The organism is Agrococcus sp. AC640b, from assembly GCF_979255995.1.
The window spans coordinates 69,887-87,782 of the sequence record NZ_CEEDMM010000005.1 but is presented as its reverse complement, the minus strand read 5'-3'; the positions used below and the strand labels follow the sequence as shown (position 1 = coordinate 87,782).

Below are 17,896 nucleotides of genomic sequence, written 5' to 3'. Positions count from 1 at the left end.
GATGCCCGAGAATCGTCGACAGGCGCTATCATCGTCGCATGACGATGGATCGGACGCGGGTCGCGACCGTGCTGCACGCGCTCTCGGACCCGGGGCGCATCCGACTGCTCACCCACCTCATGGAGGGCGAGCACCGCGTGCGCGACCTCACCGACCACCTGCACCTCGCGCAGTCGACGGTGAGCGCCCACCTCGCGTGCCTGCGCGACTGCGGGCTCGTGACCTCGAGGCCCGAGGGCCGAGCATCCTGGTACTCGATCGTCGCCGCCGACGAGGTCACCGTGCTGCTCGACGCCGCCGCGGCGCTCGCCGCCCGCGTCGACGGCGACGCCGACCACCGTCACGGAGCAGCCTGATGGGCGCCGGACACGAGCACGGCCACGCGCACGGCGCGATCGCGAACCGCCGTCGCCTCGCGATCGCCTTCGGCATCACGGCGAGCGTGCTCGTCATCCAGGCCGTCGGCGCCGTCGTCACGGGATCGCTGTCGCTGCTCGTCGACACCGGGCACATGCTCACCGACGCCGGCGGCCTCGCGCTGTCGCTCGTCGCTGCGACGCTCGCCCTGCGACCGCCGACGTCGCGTCGCACGTGGGGCTTCGCCCGCGCGGAGGTGCTGAGCGCTGCGGCGCAGGCGGGCATCCTGCTCGCGATCGGCGTCTTCGCGCTCATCGAGGGCGTGCGCCGCGTGCTCGACCCGCCCGAGGTCGAGGGCGGCCCGCTGCTGCTGTTCGGCATCCTCGGCCTCGTCGCGAACGTCATCGCGATCCTCGTGCTCGTGTCGTCGCGCGATGCGAACCTCAACCTGCGCGCCGCGTTCCTCGAGGTCGTCAACGACGCGCTCGGCTCCGTCGCCGTCATCGTCTCGGCGATCGTCATCGCCCTCACGGGCTTCCTGCAGGCCGACGCCATCGCGGCGATGGTCGTCGCGTGCCTCATCATCCCCCGCGCGTTCGTGCTGCTGCGCGCCTCGAGCCGCATCCTGCTGGAGGAGACGCCTGAGGCCGTCGACCTCGACGCCGTGCGCAGCCACATCCTCGAGCTCGAGCACGTCACGGCGGTGCACGACCTGCACGCGTCGCAGATCGCGACGGGGCTGCCCGTGCTCACCGCGCACGTCGTCGTCGCCGACGGCTGCTTCCGCGACGGCCACGGCGCCGCGATCCTCGCCGACGTGCAGACGTGCATCGCCGAGCACTTCGACGTCGAGCACTCGACGATCCAGGTCGAGCCCGTGAGCCACAGCGACCGTCAGGCGCACGCGTAGCCGGCGGGTTACGCCTCCCCCGCGTCGATCGGGTCGCGCCGCAGCCGCGTCGCGACGACGAACGGGATGGCGAGCGTCTGCAGCACGGCAGAGGCCACGATCGTGACGCCGTAGCCCTGAATGTCGGCCGCGCGCCCGAACGCCGGCTGCACGAACCCGCCGACGCTGCCCAGCAGCGAGTCGAACGACAGCACCGTCGCCCGCTGCTGCGACGGGATGCACGCGTTGAGGTACGCGCGGCGCACCGGCATGAGCGCCGACAGCGCGAGGCCCCACACCGCGAGCATCGCCACCGCGACCCAGAACGACGCGACGAGCCCCGCGACGACGAGCGCCACGCTCGACACGGCGAGCGCGACGAGCATGACCGACGTGCGCAGGCGCACGACGCGTCGCAACGGCGCGGCGAGCAGCCCGCCGACGATCTGCGCGCCCGCGACGAGCGCCGCGACGATGCCGGCGAGCGCGTACGCCCGCGGGTCGCCGTAGAGCTCGAGCAGGTACGGCTGCGCCGCGTAGAACACGTACCCCATCGAGCCGCCGACGAACGGCCCCGCGAGCATGAGCCACCGCAGCCTGCCATCGCGCAGACCCACGTCGACCGAGACGCGCAGCAGGTCGCGCATCGCCGCACCCGCGCGGGCTCGCACGGGCGAGAATCCCAGGTCGTGCATCCAGATCGCCGCGGCGACGAGGCTCGCCACGAGCAGCGCCGACCGCAGCGCGAACGGCAGCCACAGCCCCACGAGCTGCGCGAGCACGCCTCCGAGCACGCTGCCGACGAGCATCGCGACGCCCGTCGCCGCCTGCGCGCGGCCGAACACGCCGTCGAGCTCGCCCTCGTAGCCAGCCGACCGCAGCGCGTCGACGACCCACGCCTCCATCGCGCCCGAGAAGAACGTGTAGCCGAAGCCCAGCAGCACCGACGCCGCCGCCCACGCCCAGAAGGGCGACTGCCACACCCACAGCAGCACGTACAGTGCGGTCGAGGCTGCGAGCACCGCCGAGCCCAGCAGGAACGACAGCCGACGACCGCGCAGGTCGGCGACGACGCCCGTGGGGATCTCGAACAGCAGGAGCCCGACGGTGTAGCAGGCGTTCGCGGCGAACGCCTCGAGGTTCGACAGCCCCGCGTCGAGCAGGAAGATCGTGTTGATCCCCCAGATCATGCTCGTCGCGAGCGTCGTCGAGGCCGTCAGCGCGAGGTAGGTCGCCTGGATGGAGCGCGGGGTCGTCGCGGCGACCGCGGGCGCACGCTCGGGATGCACGTGCTCAGCATGCACCCATCGCCGCTCGCGCGCGTCAGGCGGTGACGAAGTCGATGAGCTCCTCGACGCGGCCGAGCAGCGCGGGCTCGAGATCGTTCCAGTCGCGCACGCGGCTCAGGATGCGCTGCCAGCCGCGGGCGACGTCCGCCTGATCCTCGTGGGGCAGGCCGAGGCGCTCGAGGGTGCCGCGCTTCCAGTCCTCGCTGCGCGGCACGTCCGGCCACCGCTCGAGACCGACGCGCGCGGGCTTCACGGCCTGCCACACGTCGATGTACGGGTGGCCGACGATGCGCACGAACCTCGCGTGCGGGCCGCGCGCGACCTCGGCGGCGATGCGGGACTCCTTCGAGCCAGGCACGAGGTGGTCGACGAGGATGCCGAGGCGTCGCTCGGCGCTCGGCCGATGCTCGGCGACGAGGCCCGCGAGGTCGTCGATGCCGCCGAGCGGCTCGACGGCGACGCCCTCGACGCGCAGATCGTGCCCCCACACCTTCTCGACGAGCTCGGCATCGTGGGTGCCCTCGACGAGGATGCGGCTCGGCAGCGCGACGCGCGCACGGTGGTCGACGACCGCGCGGGAGCCGGATGCCGTGCGGGTCGGCGCCTGCGTCGCCGCGGCGAGCGGCTTCGTGAGCTCCACCGGCTCGCCGTCGACGAGGAAGCCGTGCCCGAGCGGGAACAGCCGCACCTTGCCCCGTCGATCCTCGAGCCGCACGTGGCCGGCCTCGATGCCGACGACGGCCCCGACGAATCCCTCGTGGGTCTCCACGACGAGGTCGCGGCTCGCGCCGACCTTCGCGGGCGCCTTCGGCGCGCGCGCCGCCTTCGACTCGGGCGAGAGCACGTCGCCGCCCCAGGCGTCCCAATCCATCTGCACCGGACGATGCTACGCGGACGACGCAGCGAGCCGGCGGCGCAACACCGCAGGGGCCTCGTCCGCTCCAGGTGGTGCACGGCTGCGAGCACTAGCCTGCTGCGATGTCGGAACCCGTCGTCATCGTGGGCATCGTCGTCGCGAACGTCGTGCTGCTCGGCGCGGTCGCGACCGTGCTCGTCCTGCTCCTGCGGCGCGGGCATCGCAGGCGCACGATGGTCGAGGAGCGCTTCCGCGGCGCACCGACCATGCCCGCGACCGTCGTCGAGCGCACGCATCTCGGCTGGGGTCACGGCGGCCGCTGGGCGTACGACGTCTCCTACCGCGTCGAGCCAGCAGGAGCCGCGCCGTTCGTCGCCACCGAGCGCCGCATGATGACGACGCTGCTCGAGGCGCCGAGGTTCGCCCGGGGGACGCACATGCTCGTCGCGGTCCGGCATGACCTCGGCGAGGTGCAGGCCGTGCCGAGCAGCCGCTCCTGACCTTCGGGCTCAGCGCAGCGCGGCGACGGCCTCGAGCGCCGCGACGTCGCCCTGCACGAGCATGCGGGTGACGACCGTCGACTCCCACCGCTGCAGGTCGTCGCGCAGCTTCGGCAGCGGACCGACGAGCCCGATCTCCTCGACGAGGCGCGTGGGCACGGCGGCGATCGCGCCCGCCTTGTCGCCTGCGAGGTAGCGCTCCTGGATGACGTCGCACTCGGCCTCGTAGCCGAGCCTTGCGACGGCGTCGAGGTGGAAGTTCTGCCCCTTGGCGCCCATGCCGCCCACGTACAGCGCGATCATGGGGCGCACCCGATCGGCGGCGGCCTCGACGTCGTCGTCGACGACGACGGGCACGGGCAGCGACACCTCGAAGTCCGATGCGGGCGGCAGCGACGCGTCGCGCTTCGCGAAGCCCTCCTCGAGGTTGCTGCGCGCCTCGGCGTCGAGCGCGGGCGAGAGCAGGAACGGCAGCCAGCCGTCGGCGATCTCGGCCGCGAGCGCCGTGTTCTTGGGGCCCTCGGCGGCCAGGTGGATGGGCAGGTGGGGCCTGGCGGGATGCAGGGTCGACTGCAGCGGCTTGCCGAGCCCCGTCGTGCCCTCCCCGGTCAGCGGCAGCGGCAGCTGCGGACCGGGCGCCGACACGGCGCCCTGCCTCGCCATGATGCTGCGCAGGATCGCGACGTACTCGCGCGTGCGAGCGAGCGGCCGCGGATAGGGCTGGCCGTACCAGCCCTCGACGACCTGCGGCCCGGAGGCGCCGATGCCGAGGATGACGCGACCCCCCGAGAGGTGGTCGAGCGTCATCGCCTGCATCGCCGTCGCGGCGGGCGTGCGTGCCGAGAGCTGCGCGATGCCCGTCGCCAGCTGGATGGTCGAGGTCCCCGCCCCCCACCACGCCAGGGGCGTGAACGCATCCGAGCCGTACGCCTCCGCCGTCCACACCGAGTCGAATCCGAGCCGCTCAGCGGCCTGGATCGTCTCGAGCGCGTGCGGCGGCGGACCCTGGCGCCAGTAGCCGAGCGAGTAGCCGAACTCCATCGCACCAGCGTACGGCCGCGACACGGCGGCGGCGCGGGGCACGCCTAGGCTCGACGGCATGACGCTCCGCATCTTCACCGAGCCCCAGCAGGGCGCCTCGTACGACGACCTGCTCGCCATCGCGCTGCGCGCCGAGTCCGCGGGCTTCGACGCCTTCTTCCGCTCCGACCACTACATGCGGATGGGCGACGGCGACCCCGGATACGGCCCGACGGACGCGTGGACGTCGCTCGCAGGGCTCGCTCGCGACACCTCGACCATCCGGCTCGGCACGCTCGTCTCGTCGGTCACGTACCGCCCACCGGGCATCCTCGCGATCCAGGTCGCGAACGTCGACGCGATGTCAGCCGGCCGCGTCGAGCTCGGCCTCGGCACGGGATGGTTCGAGCAGGAGCACGAGGCCTACGGCATCCCGTTCCCCGCACGACGCTTCGACCTGCTCGAGGAGCAGCTCGCGGTCGTGACGGGCCTGTGGCAGACGCCGCCAGGCGAGACCTTCTCGTACGAGGGCGACCACTACCGGCTGCGCGACTCCCCCGCGCTGCCCAAGCCGGTGCAGCAGCAGGTGCCGGTGATCGTCGGCGGCCAGGGCCCGCGGCGCACGCCCGCGATCGCCGCGCGCCACGCCACGGAGTTCAACATCCCGTTCCCAGAGCTCGACACCATCGAGGCGACGTTCTCTCGCGTGCGCGACGCCGTCGAGGAGTGCGGTCGCACCGCGCCCATGACGTACTCGGTCGCGCTCGTGGCATGCGTCGGCTCGACCGAGGAGGCCTTCGTGCGTCGAGCGGCGGCCATCGGACGCGAGCCCGCCGAGCTGCGCGAGCACGGCATCGCCGGCACGCCGGCCGAGGCTGCCGACCGTCTCGCGCAGGTCCGCGCGATGGGTGCCGAGCGGGTCTACCTGCAGTGCCTCGACATCACGGACCTCGACCACGTCGACGAGCTGGCTGCGCTCGCCTGAGCACCTGACGCACGACGAAGGGGGCCGACCGTGACGGTCGACCCCCTTCGGTACGTTCGATCAGGCGCGCGTCTTACCGCGGCTGCCTCGCGTGATGAGGCCGTAGATCAGCAGCACGATGATCGCGCCACCGATGGCCAGCAGCCACGTGGTGATGTCGAAGAAGCCCTCGAGGCCCACGCCGAACACGGCCGAGCCGATGAAGCCTCCGAGGAGCGCTCCGACCACGCCGAGCACGAGGGTGATGATCCAGCCGCCACCCTGCTTGCCGGGGAGGATCAGCTTGGCGATGGCTCCGGCCACGAGGCCGAGGACGATCCAACCGATGATGCCCATAGGTGCGTTCCTTCCGTTTCATGGCGCGGCCTCGTGGGCCGCGCTGGGGTTGCCCCTTGCCTCACAGCCTCGCACCTTGGCAGAACCTATGACGATCTGAGGATTGGGCCTTGACGAACGGCAGAAAGAGTGGTTCGCGACGGGGGCGCGAGTCGGATGGGATCGACGGCGTGTCGCCGATCCCATCCGACGCTGCTACTGCCCGGCGCGCTCCAGCACGATCTCGCGCACGCGTGCAGCATCGGCCTGTCCGCGCATCGCCTTCATGACGGCGCCGATGACGGCGCCTGCGGCCTGCACCTTGCCGTCGCGGATCTTCGCGAGCACGTCCGGCTGCGCCGCGAGCGCCTCGTCGACCGCAGCGACGAGCGCCGACTCGTCGGTGACGACCTGCAGCCCCCGCGCCGCGGCGACCTCCGACGGGCTGCCCTCCCCCGCGACGACGCCCTCGAGCGCCTGCCGTGCGAGGCGGTCGGTGAGCACGCCGTCGTCGACGAGCCGCTGCAGCTCGGCGACGTGCGCCGGCGAGACGAGGCTCGAGGCCTCGGCGCCGCGCTCGTTGGCGACGCGGGCGAGCTCGCCCGTCCACCACTTGCGGGCGGCCGCGGGCGTCGCGCCCGCCGCGACCGTCGCCTCGATGGTGGCGAGCAGCCCGGCGTTCACGACGTCCTGCAGCTCGAGGTCGGTGAAGCCCCAGTCGGACTGCAGGCGGCGCCTGCGCACGGCCGGCTGCTCTGGCAGCTCGGCGCGCAGCTCCTCGACGAGCTCGCGCGTCGGCTGCACCGGCAGCAGGTCGGGCTCGGGGAAGTAGCGGTAGTCGTCGGCGTCGGACTTCGGCCGCCCAGGGCTCGTCGTGCCCGTGTCCTCATGCCAGTGGCGCGTCTCCTGGCGGATGGTGCCGCCTGCGGCGAGGATCGCAGCCTGGCGCTGGATCTCGTAGCGCACGGCACGCTCCACGGAGCGCAGCGAGTTGACGTTCTTCGTCTCGGTGCGGGTGCCGAAGCGCTCCTGGCCGCGCGGGCGCAGCGAGACGTTCGCGTCGCAGCGCAGGTTGCCGCGCTCCATGCGCGCCTCGGAGATGCCGAGCGACAGCACGATGTCGCGGATGGTGGCGACGTACGCCTTCGCGATCTCCGGCGCGGCGTGCTCGGCGCCCACGATGGGCTTCGTCACGATCTCGACGAGCGGCACGCCCGCACGGTTGTAGTCGACGAGCGACGACGACGCCCCCTGGATGCGGCCGGTGGAGCCGCCGACGTGCGTGAGCTTGCCCGCGTCCTCCTCCATGTGCGCGCGCTCGATGGGGATGTCGAGCAGGCGACCGTCGGCGAGCTGGATCTCGACGGAGCCCTCGAAGGCGATCGGCTCGTCGTACTGCGAGATCTGGTAGTTCTTCGGGGTGTCCGGGTAGTAGTAGTTCTTGCGCGCGAAGCGGCTCGACTCGGCGATCTCGCAGCCGAGCGCGAGGCCGAGCGAGATCGAGTACCGGACGGCCTGCGCGTTGACGACGGGCAGGCTGCCGGGCAGGCCGAGGCTCAGCGGGTCGACGAGCGTGTTCGGCGGGGCGTCGTGGTGATCGGGGTGCGCGGGGTTCGGCGCTGCGGAGAACATCTTCGTGCGCGTGCCGAGCTCGACGTGCACCTCGAAGCCGAGCACGGGCTCGTACCGCTCGAGGGCCTCGTCGAAGTCCATGAGGCGGTCCTTCATCGTGCTCCTTGCGTGAGTGCCGGTGCCTGGTGGGCGAGGATGCCACCCCACTGCTGGGCGAGCAGCGCCTCGATCGTCGCGCCGGCACGGTAGAGCCGCACGTCCTCGAACAGCGGCGCGAGCAGCTGCAGGCCGACGGGCAGGCCGTCGTCGCCGAGGCCCATGGGGATCGACATGCCGGGGATGCCTGCGAGGTTCGCGGGGATCGTCGTGATGTCGTTGGCGTACATCGCCAGCGGGTCGTCGATCTTCTCGCCGAACCGGAACGCCGTCGTCGGCGCCGCAGGGCTCACGAGCACGTCCGCCTGCGCGAACGCGGCGTCGAAGTCGCGCTGGATGAGGGTGCGCACCTGCTGCGCCGAGCCGTAGTAGGCGTCGTAGTAGCCGGCCGACAGCGCGTAGGTGCCGAGGATGATGCGGCGCTTGACCTCGGGGCCGAATCCGGCCTCGCGCGATGCGGCCATGACGTGCTCGACCGTCTGCCCCGGCTGCTCGACGCGCAGGCCGAAGCGCACCGAGTCGAAGCGTGCGAGGTTCGACGACGCCTCGGCGGGCAGGATGAGGTAGTAGGCGGCGACGGCGTACTCGACGCTCGGCATCGACACCTCGACGACCTCGCCGCCTGCGGACTCGATGAGGCGGACGGTCTCGTGGAAGCGCGCTGCCACGTCGGGCGCGATGCCCTCGGCGTCGAGCTCTCGGATGACGCCGACCCGCAGGCCTGCGAGCGAGCCTGCAGCCGCACCCTCGCGCGCCGCAGCGGCGAACGACGGCCACTCGCGCTCGAGCGACGTCGAGTCGTGCGGGTCGTGGCCGCCGATGACGTCGTGCACGAGCGCCGAGTCGAGCACGGTGCGCGACACGGGGCCGACCTGGTCGAGGCTCGACGCGAGCGCGATGGCGCCGTAGCGGCTCACGCCGCCGTAGGTGGGCTTCACGCCGACGGAGCCGGTGACGGCTGCGGGCTGTCGGATCGACCCGCCGGTGTCGCTGCCGAGCGCGAAGGGCGCCTCGAACGCGGCGACCGCAGCCGCGGACCCGCCGCCGGAGCCGCCGGGGATGCGCTCGAGGTCCCAGGGGTTGCGCGTGGGACCGTACGCGGAGTGCTCGGTCGACGAGCCCATCGCGAACTCGTCCATGTTCGTCTTGCCGAGCGCGACGAGGCCTGCTGCCTTGAGCCGCTGCACGGGCGTCGCGTCGTAGGGCGGCACCCAGCCCTCGAGGATGCGCGATCCCGACGTCGACGGCATGCCGATCGTGCACAGCACGTCCTTGATCGCGACGGGCGCGCCCGCCAGCTCGTGCAGCGTCTCGCCCGCTGCGCGGCGCTCGTCGATGCGGCGGGCGTCGCCGAGCGCGCCGGCGTTGACGTGCAGGAAGGCATGCACGTCGCCGTCGACCTCGGCGATGCGGTCGAGGTGGGCCTGCGTCGCCTCGACGCTCGACACCTCGCCCGATGCGAGGAGGCCTGCGAGCTCGGCGCCCGTGATGCGCGTGAGGTCGGTCACTGCTCCTCCCCCAGGATCGCCGAGACGCGGAAGCGCTCGCCGTCGTGGCCGGGCGCGCCTGCGAAGACCTCCTCGAGCGTGAGCGTCTCGCCCTCCACGTCGGCGCGCGACACGTTCGCGAGCGGCACGGGGTGGCTCGTCGCGGGCACGTCGGGACCGACGGCCTCGGAGACCTTCGCGATGGCGTCGACGATGGCCGAGAGCTCGGTCGTCAGGCTCTCGACCTCCTCGTCGGTGAGGGCGATGCGCGCGAGGCCGGCGAGGTGCTCGACCTGCTCGCGGGTGATGTCGGACATGCGGCTCCCATGCGGTGTCGACGGATGCGTCCATCCTACGGACGCCGGGAGGCAGTCGGCCGCGCTGCGCCGGCGGTCGGCGGCGTCAGCCGCCGACGGTGCGCACGAGCGTGAACGCCAGGAACGCCAGGAACGGCAGCAGCGCGATGGCGAGGAACGCGGCGTGCACGCGGGCGTGGTCGCGCAGCAGCGCGACGTACTCGCGCAGCAGGGCGCTCGGCAGGTAGTAGCGGGCCGTGCGCGCGCCGCGCGCATGACCGCGCATGCCGAGCGCGCGCAGCAGCGTCGCAGCACGGAACGCGTGGTAGTCGCTCGTGACGACCGTGACGGGGCCCTGGAGCCCACGGTCGTCGAGCAGCGACCTGGTGAGGCGCAGGTTCTCCTCGGTCGTCGTCGACGACTCCTCGAGCACGAGTCGCTCGCGCGAGACGCCGAGCGACTCGGCATGGTCTGCCATCGCGGCTGCCTCGCTGCGCGGCTCATCGGCCCCCTGCCCTCCCGAGAGCACGAGGAGCGTGCGCTCGTCGACCCGCGCGAGGTCGACGCCGCGGGCGACGCGAGCGGCGAGCAACGGCGACACCTCGCCGCGCACGAGGCCGGCGCCCAGCACGACGACGGCTGCCGCGACGGGGGCGCGGCGCGCGAGCCGCGCGTAGACGAACGACCACGCGAGGTACGCGACGAGCACGATGCCGAGATAGCCGATGGGGGCCGCGAGCAGCAGGGCGACGACGGCGATGCCTGCGAGCTCGCCCGTGATCGTCACGAATCCGAGCGCGTAGAGCGCGACGATCGCGACGCCTGCGACGAGCGACAGCAGATGCGCGGGCGAGCGGCGCTCGCGCAGCAGCATGAGCACGCCGTTGACGACGAGCGCGACGCCGAGCGCGAGGCCCGCCAGCGCCGGGACGCCGATGAGCAGCAGCGCCTGCCCGAGGAGCGTGGTCTGCTCGTCGAGGCCGAGGAGCCCTCCGACGCCGACGAGCGTCGTCACGAGCGACGACGCGAGCGTCGTCGCGAGCGAGGTGATCGCGAGCGTCAGCAGCACGCCAGGCAGGAGGCGCCGTGGGTCGCGTGCTGCGAGCACGATGCCGATGATCGCGAACGCGAGCGTCAAGGGCCCGGGCATCCTCCGATCCTACGTGCAGGCGGCGAGGCGGCTCAGGCGACGAGGCGGCTCAGGCGACGAGGGAGGCTGTGCGGGCGACGCCGACGATCGTCATGCCGACCGCGAGCGCCCCGAGCGCCAGCATCGTGCCGCGCGCGGGGCGGACGGTCGCGGCGAGCTCGCGCACGAGCGCGCCTGGACGGTACACGGGGCTCGACCAGGAGTCCGTCGCGTCGCCGCGGATGCCGAGCCTGCGCAGCAGCACGCGCGTGCGCGGCACGTGGTACTCGCTCGTGACGACGAGCCACGGCTCGGTCGAGGCGAGCGTCGCGCGGGTGAGTGCGAGGTTCTCCTCCGTCGACGTGGAGCGGTCCTCCAGGTCGATGGCGGATGCGGGCACGCCGCACGCCTCCACGAGGTGCTCGGCCATCGCCTCCGCCTCGCTGCGCGGCTCGTCGGCGCCCTGACCGCCGGAGACGACGATGCGCACGGTCCGGTCGCCGAGCTCGTGCCACCGCGTCGCGGCGCGCTCGACGCGGCGACGCAGCAGCGGTCCGACGAGCCTGCCCTGGAGCGCGCCGCCGAGCACGACGATCGTGCGGGGCACCATGCCGGGCTCGAGGGGCCGGGAGGCGGCGGCGTGCAGCAGGTAGGCGGCGAACGCGAGACCGAGCACCCACGCCGGCCAGCAGCAGTGCAGCAGCGCCGTCGCGAGCATCGGCTGCTGCGCTGCGAGCGCGGCGGCGACGAGGACGACCGCCGTCGCCAGCAGCCCGGTGGCCGCGATGAGCAGGTCGTGCGTCTTCACCCGCTGCATGCGGCGCATCGCGACGAGGTGGGCGGCTCCTGCGAGCCCGAGCGTCGGCACGGTCGCGACGGCGGCGATCCAGACGGCTGCGTCGGCGACGCCCGCCCATCCGCCGTGCACGCCGACGGGGATGGCGACGGCGAGCACGGCGACGACGACCGCGACGCCCGCGATCTCGAAGCGTCGCCCCAGCACGCTGGCAGCCTACGCGGCGACGGCGTGCTCCCTCGCGGACTCCTGCGCGTGCGCGGGGTCGGCGAGCACGCAAGCGATGCTCGCGCCCAGCAGCATCGTGCGCACCGCGCGCTCGGCACCGTCGGCCACGAGCTCGGCGCCGCGCTCGCATGCCTCGTCGAGCGCCATGGGCGAGGGCAGGATGCCCTGCACGGCGTCGATGCCGATCGCGTGCACGCAGTCGGCGTCGGCGCCGATCGTGCCTGCGAGCGCCAGCACGGGCACCCCCGCCGCCTTGGCGCGCCTGGCGACCTCGGCCGGCACCTTGCCGCGTGGCGTCTGCGCATCGATGGACCCCTCTGCCGTGATGACGAGGTCGGCGGCCGCGACGGCGCCGTCGAGGTCGACCTGGTCGAGCAGCACCTCGAAGCGTGGGCGCAGCGCGGCGCCGATCGCGGCGAGGCCTGCGCCGAGGCCCCCGGACGCTCCCGTGCCCAGGCCGTGCCGCAGGTCGAGGTCGGCGGCGGCCGGCACGTCGTGCTCGAGGGTGCGCGCCCAGTGCTTGAGGGTCTTCGCGAGCCGGTCGACCTGCTTGGGGCTCGCGCCCTTCTGCGGGCCGAAGACGCGTGCCACGCCGCGTGGACCGGTGAGGACGTTCGTGGGGTTGCACGCGACCGTCATCGTGGTCTCGGCGAGCCGCGCATCGAGCCCGGCGAGGTCGATGGACGCGAGGTCGCGCAGCGCCCGAGCGCCGAGCCCGAGCTCACGACCGTCCTCGTCGAGCAGCCGCGCCCCGAGCGCCTGCAGCGCGCCGGCTCCGCCGTCGGAGGTGCCCGAGTCGCCGCAGCCGACGAGGATGCGCGTCGCCCCCTCGTCGAGCGCCGCGAGGATGAGCTCGCCGACGCCGAACGTCGTCGTGCGCATCGGGTTGCGCCGATCGCGCGGCACGAGTCGCAGGCCAGCCGCAGCAGCCATCTCGACGACTGCCGTCGTGCCGTCGCCCAGCATGCCGAGGTGGCTCTCGACGGGCTCGCCGACGGGTCCGACGACCGTGCGGCGGACGATGCGGCCGCCCGTCGCGGCGACGAGCGCCGCCGCGGTGCCCTCGCCGCCGTCGACGAGCGGCATGCAGCGCACGCGCGCGTCAGGCAGCACGCGGCGCACGCCCGCTGCGATCGCGTCGGCGACGACGGCGGCATCGAGCGACTCCTTGAAGCCGCTGGGTGCGACGAGCACGGTGGGGGTTGCGGGCATGGTGGGCTCCTTCATCGGGTGCCGCGCAGCGGCGGGGCTGGGGTCTCGAGGGGCACGCCGAGCGCTGGCCACAGGCCAACGGCGGCGAGCAGGGTGACGCCGACGACGAGCGGTGCCGTCATGGCGGCGAGCGCGAGCAAGGAGGCGCGGTCGAACGTGGCGACCCCCGGCACGTCTGCGAACATCGCCACGGGCTTCGCCGACGACGTGAGCGTGAGGCAGAAGCCCGCTGCCGCCGTCGAGGCGAGCGCCGCCGAGACGGGGTTGATGCCTGCGCCGACCGCGACGACGAGCACGATGGGCAGCAGCACCGTCGCGCGCGCCGTGCGCGACTGCACGACGAGGTGGGCGGCGGCCGACGCCGCGACGATCGCCACGAGCACGCCTGCGGGATCCGCTCCGCCGAGCACGCCGAGCGACGCGTGGGCGACGCGGTCGGCTGCACCGGAGGTCACGAGCGCCGTGCCGAGCGCGAGCGTGGCGGCGAGGAACACGAGCAGGCTCCACGGCACCGCCGCGAACGCATCCTTCGGCGTCGTCGAGCCCACGAGCGGCAGCACGGTCGCGACGCCGGCCGCCATCGCGACGAGCGCGGGGTGGATGCCGTGGAGCGGCTCCGTGAGCCAGAGCGCGACGACGAGCGCGAGCAGGGCGAGCGAGCGCGCCTCCGCCGACGAGAGCCCGCCGCGACGCGACTGGCTCGCGGCGCGCACCCGATCGGCGACGTGGGCGACCGGGAGGCGGCGGTCGGCGCGCGACAGCCAGCCGACGAGCACGAGCTCCGTGACGACGACGCACGTGAGCACGGCGACGGGTGCGCCCAGCAGCAGCCACCACGCGAACGAGATGCGGGTGCCCGTCGCCGCCTCGACGAGGCTCGCGGCGACGAGGTGCGCGCCGGCGCCGAGGATCGACGCGAACGCCGACAGCAGGATGACGGCGGGGAACAGCAGCGACAGCGCCCGCTGATGCTGGGGCGGCAGGGCGAGGGCGATGCTGCGGAACACGGGCATCGCGAGCGCGGCACGACCGCTCGTGGCTGGTACGGCGAAGGTCGTGAGGATGAGGGCGAGCGTCGTGCGATGCCACAGTCCCCGCACGGTGCGCGCGCGGCCGACGAGCGCGATCGCGGCCCGCTCGGCGATGCCCGATGCCGTGAGGCCGGCTGCGAGCATGCAGGAGCCGACGAGCAGCCAGATCGTGGGGTCGCCGAGCGCTCCGAACGCGACGTCGACGGGCACGGCACCGGCGATGGCGAGCGCGACGAGGGCTGCGAGCGCGACCACGGCGTCGTCGACGCGCGTGACGACCCATGCGAGGGTCGCTGCCGCGAGGCCTGCGAGCACGAGCCGCTGGTCGCCCGCCCACCCTGCCGTCGCGAGCCATGCGGCCAGGCCGGCTGCCGCGACGGCGACGGCGCGCACGGCGCGCGTCACCATCGTGCGTGGTGCGACGGGTCCGATGGCGATCGAGGTCATGCGCTCCACCGTCGTCGTCGCCGGCGAGACGCCCGTGAGCAGCACATGAGGGATGTCTCATCTCGGCGTCGACAGCCCCCGGGTGGGCTCGCGAGCGATCGGCGTGGCGACTTGCGCCGCATTCGAACGTGTGTTCGAATCGTCGACATGCGGTGGGAGGCTCAGCAGGCGACGCACGTCGACGACGACGCCCTGCCAGGGCTCGAGCAGCGCGCGGCGACGCTCGAGCGGTGGCCGACGCCCGGATTCGACGGCATGTCGTTCCTCGAGGTCACGGCGCGCAGCGCCCTCAACCACGTGGCAGGCGGCGGCCCGATGGGCGGCTCGTGGACGATCAACCCCTACCGCGGCTGCCAGCACGCCTGCGTGTACTGCTTCGCTCGCGACACCCACCGCTACCTCGAGCTCGACGCCGGCGCCGACTTCGACAGCCGCATCGTCGTGAAGGCGAACGTCGTCGAGGTGCTGGGGCGCGAGCTGCGCACCTCCAGGCGCGACGTCGACCGCGTGCACCTGGGCACGAACACCGACCCGTACCAGCGCGCGGAGGGGCGCTACCGGCTCATGCCCGGCATCCTGCGCGCCCTCGCGGGGCACGGCGCATCCATCGCGATCCTCACGAAGGGCACGCTGCTGCGGCGCGACGTGCCGTTGCTCGCCGAGCTCGCGAAGGACGTGCCGGTGTCGATCGCGATGTCGATCGCGGTGTTCGACGACGCGCTGCAGCAGTCCGTCGAGCCCGGCACGCCCTCGACGCAGGCTCGACTCGACACCGTGCGCGTCGTACGCGACGCGGGCCTCGACTGCGAGGTGTTCATGATGCCGGTCCTGCCGGGCCTCACCGACACCCGCGCGCACCTCGACGAGGCCTACGCGCGGATCGCCCAGGCTGGCGCGACGGGCGTCGCGACGTCGGCGCTCCACCTGCGACCGGGGGCACGCGAGTGGTACCTGCAGTGGCTCGCGGCCGAGCATCCGCACCTGCAGGAGCAGTACCGGCGCATCTACGGCGGTGGCGCGTACGCGTGCCGCGAGTACCGCGACTGGCTGCGGGCGCGCACGACGCCGCTGCTGCGGCGGCACGGGCTGCTGCGCGCACGGCAGGCGGATGGCACGGGCACGAACGTCGTGCGCGGCGCGGCCCGGCGCGGCGCGCAGCAGCTGCCGTCACGCCCCGTGGAGCCAGCCGACGCGCCCGCTCCCCTGTTCTGACCGCGGTTCAGGCCGGTCGCACGTCAGGCGGGTCGCACGGGCTGCTGCAGCTCGACGATCCAGTCGGCCTGGTCGGCGGAGACGGCGCGCACGTATCGCTCGCGCGACGCGCCGACGGGCACGAGCCCGCGCTCGGCGATCGCCGCGTGCAGCGCCGCCCACGTCGCCCGCACGCCCGACATGGGGCCGTGGTGCTCGAGGATCGCCGCCTGCTCGTGCGCATCGAGGTCGACCGACTCGGCCCCCTCGGGCACGAGCATCCCCACGACGTAGCCTGCGACGACCCGCATGCGGTCACCGTCGGCCTCGTAGGTCGCCACGGGCACGTCCTGCGCGCCGGGCGCATGGCCGAAGATGGCCTGCACCTCCTGGAACAGCGCCTCGACCGTGGCGGCCACCGCATCGGCGGGCACGACGTCGGACGCGGCTGCGAGCAGCAGTGCGGGCAGGGGGCGGATCTCGATGTCCGTCATGGTCGTCCTCGCGTCGGCGTGGGCGGGCGTGCGCCCGGGTGCCTCCAGCCTACGGATGCCCCCGGCTCCTAGCCGGCGCGGGCGCCCTCCGGCGCAGCGAGGCTCTCGCGAGCCCAGCGACCGAGGTCGTCGAGCACGGGCATGAGCCGCTGCCCTGCGTCGGTGAGCGCGTAGCGCACCGCGACGGGCGGGCCGGGCTCCACGACCCGGTCGACGAGCCCTGCGCCCGTCAGCTCGGCGAGCCGGTCGGCGAGCATCGTGTCGCTGATGCCGGGCACGGCGCGTCGCAGCTCGGCGAACGATCCTGCGCCGAAGCCGAGCACGCGCAGCAGCATGCCGTTCCACCGCTTGCCGAGCACCGAGAACGCGCGCGTGATCGCCACATCGCACACGTGCGGGTCGTCGGTGGGCTGCGTCATGCCCCCATCGTACGTCTGCTACGCTCACGAGAGTCGCTTCGTTTTTCTGAGCGACTCAGGATGCACCAGCGAGTGCACGCATCGTCAAGGAGCAGCATGACCCTCTTCCGCCTCGACGCGAGCATCATGCCCGCGACCTCCGCGAGCCGCGCGCTCGGCGACATCGTCGAGTCCACATGGACGACCGCGCGACCCGGCACCGAGGTGCAGCGCCGCGACGTCGGCACCGCGCCGATCGCCGCCGACCTGTGGGCCGCGGCCGTCACCGAGGGCTTCACCCCCGAGCCCGAGCGCACCGACCTGCAGCGCACGGCCCGTCGGCTCTCGACGACCCTCGCCGACGAGCTGCTCGGCGCCGACGCCATCCTGCTCACGGTGCCGCTCTACAACTACGGCGTCTCGCAGCACGCGAAGACGTGGTTCGACCTCGCCTACGCCGACCCGCGCATCGGCCCGGGCGCGACGGGCCTCGCGGGGAAGCCCGCCGTGCTCGTCACCGTGCTCGGCGGCTCGTACGCACCGGGCACGCCCAAGGAGGGCTGGGACCACTCCACCGGCTGGCTCGAGCGCGCGCTGCGCGACGTGTGGGGTCTCGACCTCGAGGTCGTGCGCCGCGACCTGACGCTCGCGGGCGTCAACCCGGCGATGGACGAGCTCGTGCCGCTCGCCGACGAGCGTCGCGTCGCCGCCGAGCAGCACGCCGCCGCCGCAGGAGCGCGGCTGGCCGACGCCCTCGCGTCGACGCGCGCCTGACGCCGCGCACGTCCGTCACGGGGAGGCGGGCGGTCCATCATCGGCCGCCCGCCCACTCGCGGACTCCGCGTAGGCAGCGCCCCACCGCGCCATCGCATCGATGAGCGGATGCACGCCCGAGCCCAGTGCCGTCAGCGAGTACTCGACCTTCGGGGGCACCTCGGCGTAGACGGTGCGCAGCACGAGCCCGTCCTCCTCGAGCTCCCGCAGCTGCCGCGTGAGGACGCGCGCGGTCGGCCGCCCCAGCAATCGTCCGAGCTCACCGAAGCGGAGCACGCCGTGATCGTGGAGCAGCGTCAGGATGCTCGGCTTCCACGCGCCTCCGAGCACGACGACCGCGATCTCCGCCGCGCACACCGTCGTCCACCCGGCTGCGACCTGCTCCGTCCTCGCGCGCATCGCGACTCCTAGGTATCAGATCGGTCACTACGTACCGAAGAGGTGCGTACTTGTCGTGATCGAGGCTATCCCGGA

Annotated in this window: 20 protein-coding genes; 6 read left to right on the top strand and 14 right to left on the bottom strand. The window is 73.4% G+C overall.

The window, feature by feature from the left end:
- The first annotated feature begins 38 nt into the window (after positions 1 to 38).
- Both ACZ6H8_RS03410 and ACZ6H8_RS03405 read left to right on the top strand, forming a co-directional pair.
- Entirely contained in the window at positions 39 to 356 is a 318-nt protein-coding gene (locus ACZ6H8_RS03410; RefSeq protein WP_464144467.1) for an ArsR/SmtB family transcription factor, read from the top strand.
- Positions 356 to 1,267 (top strand): cation diffusion facilitator family transporter, encoded by a 912-nt coding sequence (locus ACZ6H8_RS03405; protein ID WP_464144464.1) that lies wholly within the window; start codon positions 356 to 358, stop codon positions 1,265 to 1,267. Before ACZ6H8_RS03410 ends, ACZ6H8_RS03405 begins: the two co-directional genes overlap by 1 nt.
- A gap of 8 nt (positions 1,268 to 1,275) precedes the next feature.
- Here ACZ6H8_RS03405 and ACZ6H8_RS03400 read toward each other — a convergent pair whose 3' ends face one another.
- Both ACZ6H8_RS03400 and ACZ6H8_RS03395 read right to left on the bottom strand, forming a co-directional pair.
- The gene (locus tag ACZ6H8_RS03400; RefSeq protein ID WP_464144461.1) at positions 1,276 to 2,535 is read right to left on the bottom strand and encodes an MFS transporter; all 1,260 of its coding nucleotides are present in this window, start codon (positions 2,533 to 2,535) and stop codon (positions 1,276 to 1,278) included.
- Between the two features lie 34 nt (positions 2,536 to 2,569).
- Entirely contained in the window at positions 2,570 to 3,406 is an 837-nt protein-coding gene (locus ACZ6H8_RS03395) for a DUF3097 family protein (RefSeq protein ID WP_464144527.1), read from the bottom strand.
- Positions 3,407 to 3,513: 107 nt separating this feature from the next.
- On the opposite strand from ACZ6H8_RS03395, the gene ACZ6H8_RS03390 reads away from it, so the two are divergent.
- Positions 3,514 to 3,891, top strand: a complete 378-nt coding sequence (locus ACZ6H8_RS03390; protein WP_464144457.1) for a hypothetical protein — start codon at positions 3,514 to 3,516, stop codon at positions 3,889 to 3,891.
- 9 nt (positions 3,892 to 3,900) lie between these two features.
- Here ACZ6H8_RS03390 and ACZ6H8_RS03385 read toward each other — a convergent pair whose 3' ends face one another.
- The gene (locus ACZ6H8_RS03385) at positions 3,901 to 4,932 is read right to left on the bottom strand and encodes an LLM class F420-dependent oxidoreductase (RefSeq protein WP_464144456.1); all 1,032 of its coding nucleotides are present in this window, start codon (positions 4,930 to 4,932) and stop codon (positions 3,901 to 3,903) included.
- 58 nt (positions 4,933 to 4,990) lie between these two features.
- Between ACZ6H8_RS03385 and ACZ6H8_RS03380 the strand changes: the two genes are divergently transcribed.
- Positions 4,991 to 5,896, top strand: coding sequence for an LLM class F420-dependent oxidoreductase (locus ACZ6H8_RS03380; RefSeq protein ID WP_464144453.1), 906 nt, complete (start codon positions 4,991 to 4,993; stop codon positions 5,894 to 5,896).
- A 60-nt stretch (positions 5,897 to 5,956) separates the two neighbouring features.
- On the opposite strand, the gene ACZ6H8_RS03375 is transcribed toward ACZ6H8_RS03380, so the two are convergent.
- The 8 genes from ACZ6H8_RS03375 to ACZ6H8_RS03340 all read right to left on the bottom strand — a co-directional run bounded on the left by ACZ6H8_RS03375 (position 5,957) and on the right by ACZ6H8_RS03340 (position 14,565).
- Positions 5,957 to 6,232 carry a GlsB/YeaQ/YmgE family stress response membrane protein gene (locus ACZ6H8_RS03375; RefSeq protein ID WP_144718482.1) on the bottom strand — a complete coding sequence of 92 codons (276 nt, stop codon included), beginning with the start codon at positions 6,230 to 6,232 and terminating at the stop codon, positions 5,957 to 5,959.
- A gap of 195 nt (positions 6,233 to 6,427) precedes the next feature.
- Entirely contained in the window at positions 6,428 to 7,939 is a 1,512-nt protein-coding gene (gene gatB / locus ACZ6H8_RS03370) for an Asp-tRNA(Asn)/Glu-tRNA(Gln) amidotransferase subunit GatB (RefSeq protein ID WP_464144452.1), read from the bottom strand.
- The gene (gene gatA, locus ACZ6H8_RS03365; protein ID WP_464144450.1) at positions 7,936 to 9,447 is read right to left on the bottom strand and encodes an Asp-tRNA(Asn)/Glu-tRNA(Gln) amidotransferase subunit GatA; all 1,512 of its coding nucleotides are present in this window, start codon (positions 9,445 to 9,447) and stop codon (positions 7,936 to 7,938) included. The genes gatB and gatA overlap by 4 nt, the downstream gene beginning before the upstream one ends.
- Positions 9,444 to 9,743 (bottom strand): Asp-tRNA(Asn)/Glu-tRNA(Gln) amidotransferase subunit GatC, encoded by a 300-nt coding sequence (gatC, locus tag ACZ6H8_RS03360; RefSeq protein WP_464144448.1) that lies wholly within the window; start codon positions 9,741 to 9,743, stop codon positions 9,444 to 9,446. The genes gatA and gatC overlap by 4 nt, the downstream gene beginning before the upstream one ends.
- 85 nt (positions 9,744 to 9,828) lie before the next feature.
- Complete coding sequence (locus tag ACZ6H8_RS03355; RefSeq protein ID WP_464144447.1) at positions 9,829 to 10,872, bottom strand: YdcF family protein; 1,044 nt, start codon at positions 10,870 to 10,872, stop codon at positions 9,829 to 9,831.
- Positions 10,873 to 10,921: 49 nt separating this feature from the next.
- Positions 10,922 to 11,854 carry a YdcF family protein gene (locus ACZ6H8_RS03350; RefSeq protein ID WP_464144445.1) on the bottom strand — a complete coding sequence of 311 codons (933 nt, stop codon included), beginning with the start codon at positions 11,852 to 11,854 and terminating at the stop codon, positions 10,922 to 10,924.
- A 9-nt stretch (positions 11,855 to 11,863) separates the two neighbouring features.
- Entirely contained in the window at positions 11,864 to 13,087 is a 1,224-nt protein-coding gene (locus ACZ6H8_RS03345) for a glycerate kinase family protein (protein ID WP_464144442.1), read from the bottom strand.
- An 11-nt stretch (positions 13,088 to 13,098) separates the two neighbouring features.
- Positions 13,099 to 14,565 carry an SLC13 family permease gene (locus ACZ6H8_RS03340; protein WP_464144440.1) on the bottom strand — a complete coding sequence of 489 codons (1,467 nt, stop codon included), beginning with the start codon at positions 14,563 to 14,565 and terminating at the stop codon, positions 13,099 to 13,101.
- A 147-nt stretch (positions 14,566 to 14,712) separates the two neighbouring features.
- Here ACZ6H8_RS03340 and ACZ6H8_RS03335 point away from each other — a divergent pair, with 147 nt between their 5' ends.
- Positions 14,713 to 15,777: an Rv2578c family radical SAM protein gene (locus tag ACZ6H8_RS03335; protein ID WP_464144437.1), complete on the top strand. Its 1,065-nt coding sequence runs from the start codon at positions 14,713 to 14,715 to the stop codon at positions 15,775 to 15,777.
- 23 nt (positions 15,778 to 15,800) lie between these two features.
- Here ACZ6H8_RS03335 and ACZ6H8_RS03330 read toward each other — a convergent pair whose 3' ends face one another.
- Both ACZ6H8_RS03330 and ACZ6H8_RS03325 read right to left on the bottom strand, forming a co-directional pair.
- Positions 15,801 to 16,250 (bottom strand): GyrI-like domain-containing protein, encoded by a 450-nt coding sequence (locus ACZ6H8_RS03330; protein ID WP_464144435.1) that lies wholly within the window; start codon positions 16,248 to 16,250, stop codon positions 15,801 to 15,803.
- 68 nt (positions 16,251 to 16,318) lie between these two features.
- Positions 16,319 to 16,669, bottom strand: coding sequence for a winged helix-turn-helix transcriptional regulator (locus ACZ6H8_RS03325; protein ID WP_464144433.1), 351 nt, complete (start codon positions 16,667 to 16,669; stop codon positions 16,319 to 16,321).
- A gap of 96 nt (positions 16,670 to 16,765) precedes the next feature.
- On the opposite strand from ACZ6H8_RS03325, the gene ACZ6H8_RS03320 reads away from it, so the two are divergent.
- Positions 16,766 to 17,422 carry an FMN-dependent NADH-azoreductase gene (locus ACZ6H8_RS03320; protein WP_464144431.1) on the top strand — a complete coding sequence of 219 codons (657 nt, stop codon included), beginning with the start codon at positions 16,766 to 16,768 and terminating at the stop codon, positions 17,420 to 17,422.
- A gap of 15 nt (positions 17,423 to 17,437) precedes the next feature.
- On the opposite strand, the gene ACZ6H8_RS03315 is transcribed toward ACZ6H8_RS03320, so the two are convergent.
- Entirely contained in the window at positions 17,438 to 17,821 is a 384-nt protein-coding gene (locus ACZ6H8_RS03315; RefSeq protein ID WP_464144428.1) for a winged helix-turn-helix transcriptional regulator, read from the bottom strand.
- Positions 17,822 to 17,896 lie beyond the last annotated feature (75 nt).

Bases quoted from the DNA above. Each gene is read 5' to 3' on its own strand.
- ACZ6H8_RS03385 (WP_464144456.1), bottom strand. From the start codon at position 4,932: ATGGAGTTCGGCTACTCGCTCGGCTACTGGCGCCAGGGTCCGCCGCCG.
- ACZ6H8_RS03340 (WP_464144440.1), bottom strand. From the start codon at position 14,565: ATGACCTCGATCGCCATCGGACCCGTCGCACCACGCACGATGGTGACG.
- ACZ6H8_RS03330 (WP_464144435.1), bottom strand. From the start codon at position 16,250: ATGACGGACATCGAGATCCGCCCCCTGCCCGCACTGCTGCTCGCAGCC.
- ACZ6H8_RS03335 (WP_464144437.1), top strand. From the start codon at position 14,713: ATGCGGTGGGAGGCTCAGCAGGCGACGCACGTCGACGACGACGCCCTG.
- ACZ6H8_RS03315 (WP_464144428.1), bottom strand. From the start codon at position 17,821: ATGCGCGCGAGGACGGAGCAGGTCGCAGCCGGGTGGACGACGGTGTGC.
- ACZ6H8_RS03380 (WP_464144453.1), top strand. From the start codon at position 4,991: ATGACGCTCCGCATCTTCACCGAGCCCCAGCAGGGCGCCTCGTACGAC.
- gatB (WP_464144452.1), bottom strand. From the start codon at position 7,939: ATGAAGGACCGCCTCATGGACTTCGACGAGGCCCTCGAGCGGTACGAG.
- ACZ6H8_RS03345 (WP_464144442.1), bottom strand. From the start codon at position 13,087: ATGCCCGCAACCCCCACCGTGCTCGTCGCACCCAGCGGCTTCAAGGAG.
- ACZ6H8_RS03320 (WP_464144431.1), top strand. From the start codon at position 16,766: ATGACCCTCTTCCGCCTCGACGCGAGCATCATGCCCGCGACCTCCGCG.
- ACZ6H8_RS03405 (WP_464144464.1), top strand. From the start codon at position 356: ATGGGCGCCGGACACGAGCACGGCCACGCGCACGGCGCGATCGCGAAC.
- ACZ6H8_RS03410 (WP_464144467.1), top strand. From the start codon at position 39: ATGACGATGGATCGGACGCGGGTCGCGACCGTGCTGCACGCGCTCTCG.
- ACZ6H8_RS03375 (WP_144718482.1), bottom strand. From the start codon at position 6,232: ATGGGCATCATCGGTTGGATCGTCCTCGGCCTCGTGGCCGGAGCCATC.
- ACZ6H8_RS03325 (WP_464144433.1), bottom strand. From the start codon at position 16,669: ATGACGCAGCCCACCGACGACCCGCACGTGTGCGATGTGGCGATCACG.
- ACZ6H8_RS03355 (WP_464144447.1), bottom strand. From the start codon at position 10,872: ATGCCCGGGCCCTTGACGCTCGCGTTCGCGATCATCGGCATCGTGCTC.
- ACZ6H8_RS03395 (WP_464144527.1), bottom strand. From the start codon at position 3,406: ATGGATTGGGACGCCTGGGGCGGCGACGTGCTCTCGCCCGAGTCGAAG.
- gatC (WP_464144448.1), bottom strand. From the start codon at position 9,743: ATGTCCGACATCACCCGCGAGCAGGTCGAGCACCTCGCCGGCCTCGCG.
- ACZ6H8_RS03390 (WP_464144457.1), top strand. From the start codon at position 3,514: ATGTCGGAACCCGTCGTCATCGTGGGCATCGTCGTCGCGAACGTCGTG.